The following is a 14,043-nucleotide window of genomic DNA, read 5'->3' on the forward strand; positions in this document are numbered from 1 at the left end:
GACGATTTCGGGATTTATCTTTGACATTCCCCTTGAAAGAAAGCTATTCTTCTATTATCAGAACCCGAGAAAAAACAAAGGGGAGCGGAGGGATCGGATTGTCAGTATTGAAAAGCCCTGAATGGGTATACAAACGATTAAGGGAAAATCCGGACCAAACGGTTATTGTCGATGTGAGGTTTCATTTGACAAAACCGGACGAAGGCCGGAAAACGTATACGAAAAGCCATGTGCCGAGAGCCGTTTACATTGATTTAAAAGAGGATCTGTCGCGTAATGCGGAAGTGCACGGCGGCAGACATCCGCTTCAAGACCCTGACCGTCTGGCCGCAAAGCTTGGGAAAATCGGCATTGACCGGGAAACAGATGTCATTGTTTATGATGACAGCGGCGGCATGTTTGCAGCGCGCTTTTGGTGGCAGCTTCACTACCTCGGGCATGACAGCGTCTATATTATGGATGGGGGTCTGTCCAACTGGATCAAATCGGGCTATGCGATGACCGCCGAGGTTCCCCGTCCTATCCAGCGCGAGTTTAAGCCGGCGCTCAGAGAAAACGAACTCCTTGATGCCGGAGACGTGCTGAAGCGAATCGGCAGAAAAAGCTCCATCCTGATTGATGCGCGTGATCCTTCCCGATACACAGGGGAAAACGAGCCACTCGATCACCGGGCCGGCCATATTCCCGGAGCCAAAAACTTTTTTTGGAAAGGCAATCTGACCGAAAGCGGATTATGGAAAAGCAAAGAACAACTCAGACAGCACTATGCTGTTTTAGACCCGGACAGTGAAATTGTCGTCTATTGCGGATCGGGCGTATCAGCCTGCCCAAATGTGCTCGGCCTGAAAGAAGCCGGATTTGAAAATGTGAAGCTGTATGCCGGCAGCTGGAGCGATTGGATCAGCTACCCCGACCATCCGATCTCCACTGGGACAGAGGACGACACCTGATCTTACAAGAGACGGCGGCCGGGGGCCTTTGTGCCTTAGCCAGCCGCCGTTTATTACATGTTTTTGCTCATAAACGCCTTTCCGTCATGGGCATCGATAAAGTACGGGTAGACCGGCCGGTAAATAAGCCTGTAGAAGTCATCCTTTTCCCGACTGTAATCCCTTTCCCATTGCAGCTTCACATCAAATGCCGCTGCAAAAACCGCTTTCGCTTCTTCCTCTGAAATAGATGGCGAAGGACTCAGATCGGCCAGCGCTCCCGGCTCGATTTCCGGACCGTTATAACCGACGACCCTGCCGGTTGTCCGACTGATACTGATATTGGCAGAGCCAAGCCTTAACGGCACCTCTTTGTATTGAAGATCAAATTGAAAAAAAGCGTTTTGCCTGTCCCCGTCATTTTCCGCCGGATGCATTCGAAAAAGCTGATCTGCGCCGGGATAAAGCTTGTACAAAAATTGCAGCGCCCGTTTCAAGCAGTCTTCCACGCTCAAGGAAAGGTGTCCTTCTGATTTGATGAAAGAAGCTACCCCTTTGAGCTTCCCTGACTTTTTATCTTTCATGATTTTCAACGTATTTTTGTTCCATGTTTCGAAGTAGCCGGCTATACTCCGGTCTCTTGGCTCAGGATCGTTTCCCAGGCGCCATACCGTTCCAATTGACTCTCCCATATCGGTTTCACGGATTTTCCGCATCGAAGGAGTATAGCCGATCATGTCATCGATATCAGCATGACGGTCAGCCTCAGGCAGCAAAGGGAGCGGCAATGTTTTCTCCTCTTCCTCTTCATCCGCCGCAGGCTTCATATGGCATTTTTCCGTGATATCGGCAGGATAGCTGAAAAACGGTAAGTCTGCTTCGTAAATGAGATGCGGGCGATCATCTCCCCCTTCATAAAGCTCACTGCGGACTTTTTCGACCGCCAATTCGAATTGAATATGTTTAAGATAATCGGCTGTCACCGATTCCTTATCAGCGATCTGCTTTGGAATGGAGAAAGAGCTTGTTCCACCGTTATAGCGAAACTCCATCACCTCTCCGTTCTTGGCGACCTTGACGTAAAAGCCTGTTTGCGGCAGCGGAAGATCAAGGACAGTCTGAACATAAGTAAAACGGACGAATTGTTCTGTTTCCTTCTTTTCATGGTAAACAAATTCATGAAACGCACTCGGGTAATGCTGTTCTGTAAACTGAAGGGCGATTTTCAGCAGCCTTTCCTCCGGAAGAGATTCCTCGACCGCCGGTTCATACTCTTTTGTCAAACTGATTAAGCGGCCGTGATGATCTAACTCTACCGATATGTCCTGATCCGGCTCTTCAATATCCTGCCAGACGAAAAAAACCGGCCTCTCTTTTTCGTCCTTTTCTCCGTAATCTTCGATCATGAGCTGATAATGTGAGGGAACCTTACTGATGGACTGCGCTTTTTGTTTTAACTGTTCACGAACCAAATCCTGTCTACCTCTCTTTCATTTTCGTCTCCTTATGTATACGAAATATACCATTAATCGTTTCATGAAAATTGAGATAATTGGATTTAAATGGTGAACTTACATGGCGATTTTAACCTTATGCTAAAATATCTCATTCCTTTTGGTACGCCTTCCATCTCAAAAATGCCTTTGCGGATCAGCTCTAAAATGCGGTACTCGATGAATTCATCTCCGATGTTCTCCTTCAGATGGCCAATGACTTCGCCGATCAGGCGGGGACAGTTGATAAAGGTATTGGTTGAACGGTTTTTTTGAAGCTGTGCGAGCTTGCCGATGATGAACGAATCATAAAAGTCTTCTTTCACGCTTTTAATTCTGCCGTCTTCCCATACTCGCAACACGCTTGTCTGCTGAGACAGCGCTGTCCATTCCTCCGCAAGGCCCCGTCTTTCAGCGGCTGTCAAAGCCGACTGATCCCCTTGTTCATAAATGAATCTCAGTTTTTCATCATTCAATTCACCAGAACTTCGGGTATAGGGAAAGTACTTCGACGTATTCAGATGGAAAACAGCCAGGTTCATTTGCCGAAGGATATGATGTACAAATCTCAGGCCCGTTTGTTCGTGTGCATGATCGCCCGTCCACATAAAGACGGAGGCTTGCTCCTGAATACGGCTTAATGCAGAAACCGCATCTTCAAAACGGCTGTATATCTCTCCAAGCTCGTGAAATCGGTCATTGAGATATGTTTTCAACCATTCATAACGATTGACCCTGCCTTCTTTAATTTCCAGGTTTTGAAGCGGCCCGATGGAAAATAATTCAGGAAGGACGATCAGACTCTTTTCCTGGGTTCCTCCCGACTGTTTGAGCATCATGTTGATACTGCCGCCGGCAGATTCGCCGAAGGCAATGTGAACGACATTGTTTTGCATTATAATCTCCTTGTTAGTTAAGTTGTAATAGCATTAAAGCTATTAAACTCATCTTTTTAACTATTATATACAAAAACAGGATATAAAAGGTGACGCAATAAAAAACCCCCATTCCGCCATTCGAAAAAGGCAGAACGGGAGCTGAAAAATGCACTTGCTATTCCAGCTGTGACGGGTAAAGCGTCATGCCGCCGTCAACGAACAAAGTCGCGCCCGTTACATAGGCGGCTTCTTTCGATACAAGCCATGCCGCTGCGGAAGCCACTTGTTCAGGCTCGCCAAATTCGTTCATCGGTATCTTTTTCAGCTGTGCCGACTTGTGGCTTCCCTCCAAGTCTTCATTGCTTTCGGTTGCGATCGTTCCCGGCGCGATCGAATTGACGCGGATTCCTTTGTCCGCATAATCAAGGGCAAGCGTTTCTGTCAAAAGCTTCATTCCGCCTTTTGAAGCGGAGTAATGAACATTTTTCGGCCTCGGAATTTGCTGATGAACGCTTGATATATTGAGTATGCTCCCTTTCATGTGGCGGTCCGCCATATATCTTAAGGCTTCCCGTGCGCCGAGAAAGGTACCGGTTAAATTAACGTCGATCACTTTCTGCCATTCACCAAGTTCAAGTTCGTGCGGGAGGGCTTCTGCGCCGTTAAATCCTGAATTATTGACCATGACATCAAGTGAGCCGAAATGTTCAACTGCTGATTTAATCAGCTTTTTTATATCCTCTTCAGAAGACACGTCAGCTTCTACCGCAAGGGCGTTTCCGCCCGCTGCTTGAATATTGTCGACGGCTTCCCGTGCGCCTCCGGGATCGCTGTGATAATTGACAACCACATTCATCTTTTCTTTTCCAAACCGTTCTGCAACCGCCTTGCCTATACCTTTTGAAGAACCGGTCACAATTGCTGTTTTTCCTTTTAAATCACTGTACAACTTAAACCCCCCTCAATTTCTTTTCTTCATGTACATTACCCGGTATCAATATGATCAAACAAAATGTGAATACATGCCTCTAGTATGATCTTTTTTAAACATATGGAAAATTCAGAATTATTTTGTTAATATCTAACTTGAACTTACAACAAAATAAGGAAGTGATACGATTTGGTTAGTAAAAAGAGTGTTAAACGAGGTTTGATCACAGGTCTCATTGGTATTTCTATTTATTCTTTAGGTATCCACCCGGCCCAAGCCGCACCATCGCCTCATTCTCCTGTTTCAAGCGATCCTTCATACAAAGCGGAAACATCGGTTACCTATGATCCAAACATGAAAAGCGATCAATACGGCTCGTATTCAAAGGCATTTACAGGCACCGGCAAAGTGAATGAAACAAAGGAAAAAACGGCAAAAGAGTCCTCCGCCAAAGCTCCTTACAGCATTAAATCGGTGATTGGTTCTGATGATCGGACAAGGGTGACCAACACAAGCGCATATCCGTACAGAGCGATCGTTCATATTTCAAGCAGCATCGGTTCGTGCACCGGATGGATGATCGGTCCGAAAACCGTCGCAACAGCCGGACATTGCATCTATGACACATCAAGCGGTTCATTTGCCGGGACAGCTACTGTTTCGCCGGGACGGAACGGGACAAGCTACCCTTACGGCTCTGTTAAATCGACGCGCTACTTTATTCCGTCAGGATGGAGAAGCGGTAACACCAATTACGATTACGGTGCAATCGAACTAAGCGAACCAATCGGCAATACTGTCGGATACTTCGGATACTCGTACACCACTTCATCACTTGTCGGGACAACTGTTACTATCAGCGGTTATCCAGGCGATAAAACAACAGGCACACAATGGCAGCATTCAGGACCGATTGCCATCTCCGAAACGTATAAATTGCAGTATGCAATGGACACGTACGGAGGCCAGAGCGGTTCACCGGTATTCGAACAAAGCAGTTCAAGAACGAACTGCAGCGGTCCATGCTCGCTTGCCGTCCACACAAATGGAGTATACGGCGGCTCTTCGTACAACAGAGGCACCCGGATTACAAAAGAAGTGTTTGACAATTTGAGCAACTGGAAAAACAGCGCCCAATAACACACGAAGACAGCCCGCCTCCTTTTGGAACGGGCTGTTATATCTAACGGCTGCACACTTACTTCACTTTAAGCCTGTACTTTTTTCCATCTATTGATATCGTGAAATTTGAAGGGCCGCTGATCGGCAAATAATAAACAAGCTGAAACTCCGCCGCCTCACCAGGTTTAATCGTTTTCCAGCTTGATAGAGTCACTCCGATGCGGTGGAAATCTCCCGTCAGTCCGCCAATGTTCGGTCCCGTATGCCCTTTAGCAATCACTTCAACTTGATCGCCGGTCCAGCTTCCAAACCGAGGGGAAGTGGATGTCGGCACATCAAATTCGATAACAGAACCTCCCGTAATCGTGACATCGCTGTTATTGATCAGCTTCATTACCGGGTGGATCGGGTAATTTTGATCTCCTAATGGAAAGTTCGTCAGCTCTATGTCTACATCCAATGATTCATCAGGAAAAGGCGATGTGCTGAGCCGGTTATCGTATGGTGTTGTATCCGAGAATTTGTGATACAGCGTGCTCGTTAAAGTATTGCCAATATCGTATTCTCCTTTATTGCCGTTTCGTTCGGGATACCAGTCATAATCACCGCTCAAATCCCAAAACATGACACCCCCGATTCCTTTATCAACGACATAATCCGCCTTCGTTTTGATCGATTCCTCATCCTCTGTCGATAGAAACACTTTCTTTTCTGGATTCCAAAGCCAAGGCGCTGCCAGCCCCGCGTCATAATGCCTTTGATAAGCGCCTGTCAAATCAGCCTTGCTCAATCCATACCTTTCCAGATAAGAACCGGCAATGCCCTTTTCAAGGTTTTTGGCGTGCCACATCGGGTTTGCCCCTGCTCCAATTTCATTCCCCTGCTCATCTTTATCGTGCCAAATATTATCGATTCCGGTTGCTCCGTCACCGCATTGCCTGAGTCCCTGAGGACAATCTGCGCTTTTGGATGTTCCCCACAGCCCGTTTACTCCGCCGTTCACATTCTTCCAGCCTCTCGTATAATAAGGAACACCGATATTGATTCGCCCCGATTCCATAGCTCCTCTAAAATAATGGTAAGCCCAGTCCGTATTTAAATATCCGATCCCTTCGTATTCCGGCGTAGTATATATGTTGGAATGCTTGAGTTCGGCATCTTCGCCGTTATCGAATAAAGAAGCGTTCGGTCCGACAAACTCATTCCAGGCTCCATGAAGATCATAGGACATAATATTGACATAATCGACATATCGAAGCGGCTTAAACGTTTCCATCCCTCTCAGTAAATATGCCGATGATGGCGCTGCAATGGTCAGCATGTAGTACTTTCCATCTTCAGCGGACGCTTGATCAAGCTTTTCTCTTAATATTTTCATCAATGCCTCAAAGCTTTTATTTAACCCGTTGCGCCGCGGATTGGCGATGTTCCAATCTGCAGGATTCCCTGCATCCTGCATTGATGTAGGGTACTCATAGTCAATATCGATTCCATCGATCTCGTATTTTCTGAGAAACGCAACGACCGACTCCGCAAAGGTGTGAATACCCTTGTGGTTTACAGATCCGTCTCCATTCGTTGTCATCGAATAAAAGCCGCCGCTTGGAATCCGCTTCCCGTCCCTGTCAACATAACCGCCGGTTTCGGCCCAACCGCCGACAGCCGCCAAAACTTTTACATTCGGGTATTTCTCTTTATATTGATGGATAAGGTTAAAATGCCCCTTATACGGCAAGGTTTGATCCATTTTTACATCGGAATGCTCCGGCCAGGTCATCCCGATGGACGGGTTGTTCTCATCTGTCTCATCTCCGACTGAAATCCGATGATCTTCCCCGATGTGGGCAAACGCATAATTAATGTGGCTCAAGTACTTCCAGGGGATATCATTTACTAAATAACGATCTTGATTGCCTTTTCCAGTACGCCAGCTTGTAAAGTACCCGATGATTCTCCGGTCTAACTGATTGGCAAGCTTTTCACGGCCGTCCCGGTCGTATACATCGCAGTACGGCACATGTTCAACGCCTGAGTCCCAAAGCCCTTCCGGACGGCAGTCCGGTTGTTCATTTGAAGTCTCTGCAGAAATGTGCCGGTTCGGGATAAAAAGCGCAAGGAGCAGCACACAGGATAAAATAGATGATGCGGCTATCTTCATGTTTATTCAGACTCCTTTGTCCATAAAGAGAGACGTGAGAAGCTTTTTCCCAAATCTCTCTTTATCGTTTTCTATCCATTTGACTTTCTGTTATTCGCAGCCTCCGACCAGCCGCCATACGCCCCATTCACCGGATTGATCCGGCCGGTCGCCTTTCGTCCACCATTTCGCTTCATACACTTTTCCGTTAAATGCAACCCGCTCTCCGCCCGTGTATGCGTTCGTCTCTTTCCATTCGTCATATGAACATGCCTGGTCAGAATTCGTCGTGACCTTTACTGTTGGTCCGGTATGGAGTTCTCCATCGGCATCCTTTGCTGAAACTGTAAATGAGTAGGCCATACCCGGCTTCAAGTTGCCGATTTCCGCTGATGTTTCTTTTACAGATATCGACCGGTTTTCAAATGACACGACATATTCCGTAATGTTTGCTCCGCTGCTCGGCGCATCCCAAGCCAGGTTGACACTTGTAGCAGTTTTTCCGGTTACACGCACATTCACAGGTGCCGATGAAGGCGGCTCCGGATTGCCTCCGTCCGGTGCAAAATCTAAATCGGCTGCCAATTTATTGAGAAGCGTCCGATTGGAATCGCCGCTGAAATCCCAGAACATCGCTCCGCTTAATCCGTTTGCTTTAATAAAATCCGTTTTGTGGCCGAATGATTGTTCATCATCATAAGTGATGAAATTGCCATTTTCCGCGTTATACAAAAACGGCACTTTCGCTTGATCGTTCCAATACCTTTTATAGCCGTTTTGATTTACATAATTCTTTTCAAGATCTGAAAAGTCGAATACTCCATTTTCCCATGTCCCTTCTTTCGCCGGTCCGCACTTCTGATATTCTCCGTGGCCGCCGGACTCACAACCGCTCCAGCCCCTTCCGTAGAACGGTGTTCCAAGCACTATCTTGTCCCCTTTGACACCGGCTTCCTTATAGCGTTTCACAGTGTTTTCAATGTTGTAGGTCTCAGCATTTGGAACGCCTGCTTCTTTTGCTTTTGGATCATAGAACAGCGGCGCATTATGGGCGCTTATGCTTTGCCATCCGCCATTAAAGTCATAGGTCATGATGTTAATCCAATCCACGGTTTGAGCAATTTTATCAAGCTCAGTGTTGCTCACATACTCCGGACTTGCGCCGGATGCGATCGTCAGCAAGTATTCCTTGCCGTCCTTTGCTTCTGCAGCATCAAGTTTTTTACGCACCTCTTGCAGGAGCAGCGTGTAATTTCTTTTATCTTCCGGCCGTGTGCTATTCCCCGGCAATCCTCCGCTGACCGGGTATTCCCAGTCAAGATCGACCCCGTCAAACCCGTATTTCCTTAAAAATTCAACGGCCGAAGCGGCGAAATTCCCCCTTGCCACAGGATCTGCTGCGACATCTGAAAAGCGGTTAGACCAAGTCCATCCGCCGATCGATATGAACGTTTTCAAATGAGGGTGGCTCTTTTTCAGCTTCAGCAATTGTTTAAAGTTGCCGCGGATCGGTTCATCCCAGACATCCCCGGGATTTGACTTTTGTGCATCAATCCAGGGATCGCCCATTACGATTGTTCCATTTGGCGCGTCGATCACTCCTTTTTCATCCTGACATGACCATGTTTGGGGATTGGGGCCTGTCGGATCGGGGTTCCCGTGCCTTCCTTCCCAGCAAATATCAGCAAAAGCATAATTAATGTGGCTGACTTTTGAAACGTCCATATCCCAAACTTGAAAATTCCTTCCGTAAGCACCCCATGATGGATAGTAGCCGATGATTTTATAGTTTTTTCCGGAATCGGCCTTTGCAACTTCCCCATTTACAAATGACAAGCTCAGCAACATGACAAAAATGAAAGAAAAAACGAAAAACTTTTTGCTTTTGTTGACCAACACGATGTTCATCTCCTTTTCATCCAATTTTTTTGACAAACTATGAAACTAGAAATCTCCTATTCCTCACCGCCTTTTTTGTTTGTTTTATATTTTTCCTTGTCATCTAATAGCTGCAGCTGCACAGAAGCCAACAAGGGAAAACGCTTACATAAATGAGATTGACATCATGATTTCATTAAAATTTCGGGTGTGTTCGTTTGGAAAAGCTGGTTGTGCTGAGGGTGAAACACGTATAGATGTCTATACATTTGCGTATAAAAGAAGACTTTTTAATGGCGAAGGGTTGCTGAATTTGTTATGACAAATCTATATTAATCAGAATTTTCTGAACTGTCAACTTGAAGACATTGACTACACAACCGCCGCTTTCTACTCCATTTAAGGAATAAAAGCGGCGCCTCTAGCCTCTTCATAGACTAGCGTAAGACGTAAGACGAATATCCGGACATTGTTGCAAAGCCGATTTAAGAGAAGGTTCCGTCAGCAGTGAAAGTTCAAATACCCGAGGATAATGGAAAGACGATTTTTCAAGCAGACATTTATCGACGTAAGCCGGATGGCACATCACTTCAATCACTGCTGCGTCTTGATAATCACGAAGGATGCTCGAAAGATCCTTCAATCGATCGACTTTCAGCTCAAAAGCATCGTTCGACCTTACACCCTTCCACAGTGAAGGATGATCATGATTGACCTTTCTGCATGGCAGGTCATACTCTTTCGCAAGCTTTACAAACACCTCAGGGAGATTTCCGTATGTATGAATATGATGATGGCTGTCGATATGTGTCGGATTTAAACCGAAAGACAAAGCTTTCTCTATTTGCGCTTTCCACTCTCGGTATACTTCATCAAGGTCAATGTCGAAGAAACCCTGGTAGTACAAAAGCTTGCGAAAATTCCCTTCTTCATCCGTTATCGTATGCAGTCCGCCGAGAATCGGGCGCCCGGCCGTCAATGTCAAGTGGACGCCGACTCCGAGTTCACGATTTTGCCGTGCGAGTTCGACGGCATGCTCCGCTTCTTGCATATTGACCATGAGCGTAGTCGATGTGAGCACCCCGTGCTGGAAAGCTTCAATGATTCCAAGGTTGACTCCCCTTGAAAATCCAAAATCATCCGCATTTATGATTAGAGATTTCACCTTTCATTCCCCCTTTGTTCATAATCACGTTCAATGAAGAACTCAACACGGTCACCGCGAAAATAGGCCATAGAATACTCGACGACTTCTTCCGACGCCAAAAATGTTTGCGTCGATATCTGGAAGCAAGGTGTGCCTTGTGTAATATTTAAATGTTGTGCAATCTCCTCATCAGAAATCACAATTTTGATTTGTTCCTCTGTTCTTTTTATGTTGTTTCCTTGCCTGCTGATGCACTGGTAAAGTGAAATATTCGCCATTTCTTCCGTTACTTCGGGGACGAGATCCGTTCTGATATAGGCTGTTTCAAACTGGATTTCTTCATCGTCCGCATAGCGGATTCTTTTGATTTGATAGACCATTTGTTCAGCGTCGATTCCGAGGAGGGTTTGGGTTTTTTCAGACGGCTTTATTTTTTGCAAATCAACAACTTTGATTTTCGGTTTAAAGCCTTGAGCCTTCAATTGCTCTGCATAACGGAGGCTGCTGGAGCTCAAGATCTGCTTTACTTTTCCTTTGGCGACAAATGTCCCTTTTCCCTGCTTTCGGTAAATGGCCCCTTCCATAAGCAAATGATTCAGCGCGGTCCGCAGCGTCGTCCGGCTGACATCATACAGTTTGCAAAACTCGGACTCCGTCGGCAGCAGGCTACCAGGCGGATAATAACCGCTTTCAATCTTATCTACAATATCTTGTTTAATTTGACTGTGGAGCTGTGGTTGTTTCGCCATACATGTTCTCCTTTGGGGTGTGTTCGTAATTATAGAATAACACAAAAGGTTCCTAAAAAAAACAATTTGTCATAACAAATATGTATGGACAAATTTGTTATGACATGTTAAGTTTCAATTGTGTGAAGCGCTTTCATATAAAGAGAATGAAGGAGGGGGATTATGGCGCTGAAAGTAGTTGTTATAGGCGGAGGGTCCAGCTACACACCGGAAATTATTGAAGGCATCATCAAACGGCAGCATCAATTTCCGGTGAATGAGATTGCACTTGTTGATATCGAGGAGGGCAAAGAAAAACTTCGCATCGTCTCAGAACTCGCGAAGCGAATGATCAGGCATGCGGGGGTTCCCATCGAACTGAGCCATACAATAGATCGGGCAGAAGCGTTGCAAGGTGCCGATTTCGTCACGGTTCAAATCAGAGTCGGCGGACTGAAGGCGAGAGCTTTAGACGAAAAAATTCCGCTCAGCCACGGCCTAATCGGGCAGGAAACAAACGGAGCCGGCGGTATGTTTAAAGCTTTCCGCACAATTCCTGTCATGCTGGATATCGCTCGCGATATCCAAAAGATTTGTCCCGAAGCATGGCTGATCAACTTTACCAATCCGGCCGGCATCGTGACGGAAGCTTTGCTGAAGCACGGACCTCATCAAAAGGTCGTCGGGGTATGCAATATTCCTTACAACATGAAAAATAGCATTGCAGAAATATTCGGCGTGGATGTGAACCGCGTCATGATTGAATGCGCAGGCCTCAACCATTTTGTTTTCGGAAAAAGGGTATGGATCGACGGCATCGACCGGACAGAAGAGACGATTGAGCATCTGTTGAATGATCACCTCGGCTACTCGCCCTCCAATATTGCGGCGTTGCCGTGGAATCGCCAATTTCTGCGGTCTTTACGTATGCTTCCGAGCCCGTACCATCAGTACTATTATCAACATGAAGATGCGCTCGCAAAAGATATCGAAGCGTACAATAACAACGGAACACGAGCGGAAACCGTCATGGAAGTGGAGCGGCAGCTGTTTGAGAAATACAAAGACGCCGAGATCCATGAGAAGCCTAAAGAACTGGAAGGCCGCGGCGGGGCTTACTATAGTGAATCAGCCTGCTCATTAATGAACTCGCTTTATCATCATTCAATGGATATTCAGACCGTGAACACACTGAATAAAGGAAGCATACCAGACCTTCCCGATGATGCGGTGATCGAAGTCAACAGTGTCATTACAAAAAGCGGACCGATTCCTCTGACCGTCGGAAAACTGCCTGCTGCCATTTGCGGGCCGATCTGCCTGATGAAAAAATTTGAACAATTAGTGATTGAAGCTGCGGTCACCGGCGACTACAATACGGCATATTCAGCCATGATCACCAATCCGTTGGTCTCCTCTGATCACAAAGCTCAAAAGGTACTGGATGAAATGCTCGAGGCGCATAAACGTTACCTCCCGCAATTTTTTGAGGAGGTCTGTGAACATGAAACAAAATAAAATGATGGCATTCATCGAAGCAAACATCATGCCGATCGCCGGAAAGATCGGTTCCCAAAGACACCTGATTGCAATACGCGACGGATTCATCGCCATTATGCCTCTTATTATCATCGGTTCCCTCGCCATCCTGGTTAATAATTTTCCAATACCGGCGTTTCAAAACTTTATGACCGGCCTGTTCGGAGAGGGATGGACTGCTGTCGGCGGGGCGATATGGAATGGCTCTTTTGCTCTGTTGAGCCTTTTAGCCGTTGCGGCTGTCAGCTTTAAGCTGGCCGAGTCCTATCACACAGATGGCCTGTCTGCCGCATTAATCGGGATTGGCGCATTCGCCGTGCTTACGCCGACCACTGAAGACTTTGGCTTTTCAATGACTTGGCTGGGAGCACAAGGCCTGTTCGTCGGCTTAATCGTGGCTTTGCTGTCGACGGAAGTCTTCCGGCTGTTTTCACAAAATGAGAAATGGAAAATCAAAATGCCTGAAGGAGTGCCTGACGGCGTCACAAAATCCTTGAATGCTCTATTGCCGGCTGCCGTCATCTTATCCACTGCCGGGCTATGTAATGCTCTGATTGTTCATTATTCGGGACAAAGCATCCATGAGCTTGTTTTCAGCACGATTCAAGAGCCGCTTCAAGGTCTTTCCAACACGGTTGGGTCAGCCTTGATTTTCACTTTCTTGAATCATTTGCTCTGGTTCTTTGGATTGCATGGAACAAATATCCTCGGGCCGATCATGGAATCCGTCTACCTCCCGCTTATTCAGGAAAATCAACACTTATTCTCGCAAGGAATGAGCGCTTTTGAAGTGCCGTATATTGTGACAAAGCCTTTCTTCGATTCTTACGTATTTATGGGGGGATCGGGAACGACATTGGCTCTGCTTGCCGGCATTTTAATTGCCGTGAAATCGAAGCACTACAAAACGATCGGGAAGGTGTCTCTCGCACCCGGCCTTTTTAACATCAATGAGCCCGTTCTGTTCGGACTTCCTATTGTATTAAACCCGATCATGTTCATTCCGTTTATCTTGATTCCATTAATTTTAACGATTACGTCATATGTCGCTTTGGCTTCCGGTCTCGTCCCGAAAACTGTCGCGATCCTTCCGTGGACAACGCCGCCGATTGTCAGCGGGTATCTCGTCACCGGAGGATCAGTCCGGGGAGTCTTATTGCAAATCTTCAACCTGGTGCTGGCCACCCTGCTCTACCTCCCGTTTATAAAAGCAGCAGAACGTTCCGCCTTGCACCAGACAGAAAACGAATAAGTAAGGAGT

General features: G+C 46.5%; 11 protein-coding genes. 4 read left to right on the forward strand and 7 right to left on the reverse strand.

The features are described 5' to 3' along the window. Nucleotides 1-98 precede the first annotated feature (98 nt). Nucleotides 99-950, forward strand: a complete 852-nt coding sequence (locus M1D90_RS20385) for a sulfurtransferase (RefSeq protein ID WP_033155084.1) — start codon at nucleotides 99-101, stop codon at nucleotides 948-950. Between the two features lie 53 nt (nucleotides 951-1,003). On the opposite strand, the gene M1D90_RS20390 is transcribed toward M1D90_RS20385, so the two are convergent. The 3 genes from M1D90_RS20390 to M1D90_RS20400 all read right to left on the reverse strand — a co-directional run bounded on the left by M1D90_RS20390 (nucleotide 1,004) and on the right by M1D90_RS20400 (nucleotide 4,249). Then, the gene (locus M1D90_RS20390; protein ID WP_456283020.1) at nucleotides 1,004-2,401 is read right to left on the reverse strand and encodes a YcdB/YcdC domain-containing protein; all 1,398 of its coding nucleotides are present in this window, start codon (nucleotides 2,399-2,401) and stop codon (nucleotides 1,004-1,006) included. 86 nt (nucleotides 2,402-2,487) lie between these two features. Then, on the reverse strand, nucleotides 2,488-3,318 hold the full coding sequence (locus M1D90_RS20395; RefSeq protein ID WP_095292816.1) for a DUF1835 domain-containing protein: 831 nt from the start codon (nucleotides 3,316-3,318) through the stop codon (nucleotides 2,488-2,490). Between the two features lie 157 nt (nucleotides 3,319-3,475). Continuing rightward, the gene (locus M1D90_RS20400) at nucleotides 3,476-4,249 is read right to left on the reverse strand and encodes a glucose 1-dehydrogenase (protein ID WP_020450052.1); all 774 of its coding nucleotides are present in this window, start codon (nucleotides 4,247-4,249) and stop codon (nucleotides 3,476-3,478) included. Nucleotides 4,250-4,420: 171 nt separating this feature from the next. On the opposite strand from M1D90_RS20400, the gene M1D90_RS20405 reads away from it, so the two are divergent. Further along, the gene (locus M1D90_RS20405) at nucleotides 4,421-5,371 is read left to right on the forward strand and encodes a trypsin-like serine peptidase (protein WP_023857791.1); all 951 of its coding nucleotides are present in this window, start codon (nucleotides 4,421-4,423) and stop codon (nucleotides 5,369-5,371) included. A 58-nt stretch (nucleotides 5,372-5,429) separates the two neighbouring features. Here the strand turns inward: M1D90_RS20405 and M1D90_RS20410 are convergent, their stop codons facing one another. The 4 genes from M1D90_RS20410 to M1D90_RS20425 form a co-directional block, all read right to left on the reverse strand. Next, the gene (locus M1D90_RS20410; RefSeq protein ID WP_456283021.1) at nucleotides 5,430-7,511 is read right to left on the reverse strand and encodes a glycosyl hydrolase family 18 protein; all 2,082 of its coding nucleotides are present in this window, start codon (nucleotides 7,509-7,511) and stop codon (nucleotides 5,430-5,432) included. A gap of 90 nt (nucleotides 7,512-7,601) precedes the next feature. Beyond that, entirely contained in the window at nucleotides 7,602-9,398 is a 1,797-nt protein-coding gene (locus M1D90_RS20415; protein WP_456283022.1) for a glycosyl hydrolase family 18 protein, read from the reverse strand. A gap of 400 nt (nucleotides 9,399-9,798) precedes the next feature. Then, nucleotides 9,799-10,533 (reverse strand): chitin disaccharide deacetylase, encoded by a 735-nt coding sequence (gene chbG / locus M1D90_RS20420; RefSeq protein ID WP_328067004.1) that lies wholly within the window; start codon nucleotides 10,531-10,533, stop codon nucleotides 9,799-9,801. Beyond that, entirely contained in the window at nucleotides 10,530-11,264 is a 735-nt protein-coding gene (locus M1D90_RS20425) for a GntR family transcriptional regulator (RefSeq protein ID WP_456283023.1), read from the reverse strand. The genes chbG and M1D90_RS20425 overlap by 4 nt, the downstream gene beginning before the upstream one ends. 162 nt (nucleotides 11,265-11,426) lie before the next feature. Here M1D90_RS20425 and M1D90_RS20430 point away from each other — a divergent pair, with 162 nt between their 5' ends. Then, the gene (locus tag M1D90_RS20430) at nucleotides 11,427-12,761 is read left to right on the forward strand and encodes a 6-phospho-beta-glucosidase (RefSeq protein WP_456283024.1); all 1,335 of its coding nucleotides are present in this window, start codon (nucleotides 11,427-11,429) and stop codon (nucleotides 12,759-12,761) included. Beyond that, complete coding sequence (gene celB / locus M1D90_RS20435) at nucleotides 12,748-14,034, forward strand: PTS cellobiose transporter subunit IIC (RefSeq protein ID WP_020450045.1); 1,287 nt, start codon at nucleotides 12,748-12,750, stop codon at nucleotides 14,032-14,034. Before M1D90_RS20430 ends, celB begins: the two co-directional genes overlap by 14 nt. Nucleotides 14,035-14,043 lie beyond the last annotated feature (9 nt).

Source organism: Bacillus sp. JZ34, assembly GCF_053903205.1.

Excerpts from the sequence above, each read along its gene's own strand:
- M1D90_RS20395 (WP_095292816.1), bottom strand. The coding sequence starts at position 3,318 with ATGCAAAACAATGTCGTTCACATTGCCTTCGGCGAATCTGCCGGCGGC.
- M1D90_RS20410 (WP_456283021.1), bottom strand. The coding sequence starts at position 7,511 with ATGAAGATAGCCGCATCATCTATTTTATCCTGTGTGCTGCTCCTTGCG.
- M1D90_RS20415 (WP_456283022.1), bottom strand. The coding sequence starts at position 9,398 with ATGAACATCGTGTTGGTCAACAAAAGCAAAAAGTTTTTCGTTTTTTCT.
- M1D90_RS20425 (WP_456283023.1), bottom strand. The coding sequence starts at position 11,264 with ATGGCGAAACAACCACAGCTCCACAGTCAAATTAAACAAGATATTGTA.
- M1D90_RS20430 (WP_456283024.1), top strand. The coding sequence starts at position 11,427 with ATGGCGCTGAAAGTAGTTGTTATAGGCGGAGGGTCCAGCTACACACCG.
- celB (WP_020450045.1), top strand. The coding sequence starts at position 12,748 with ATGAAACAAAATAAAATGATGGCATTCATCGAAGCAAACATCATGCCG.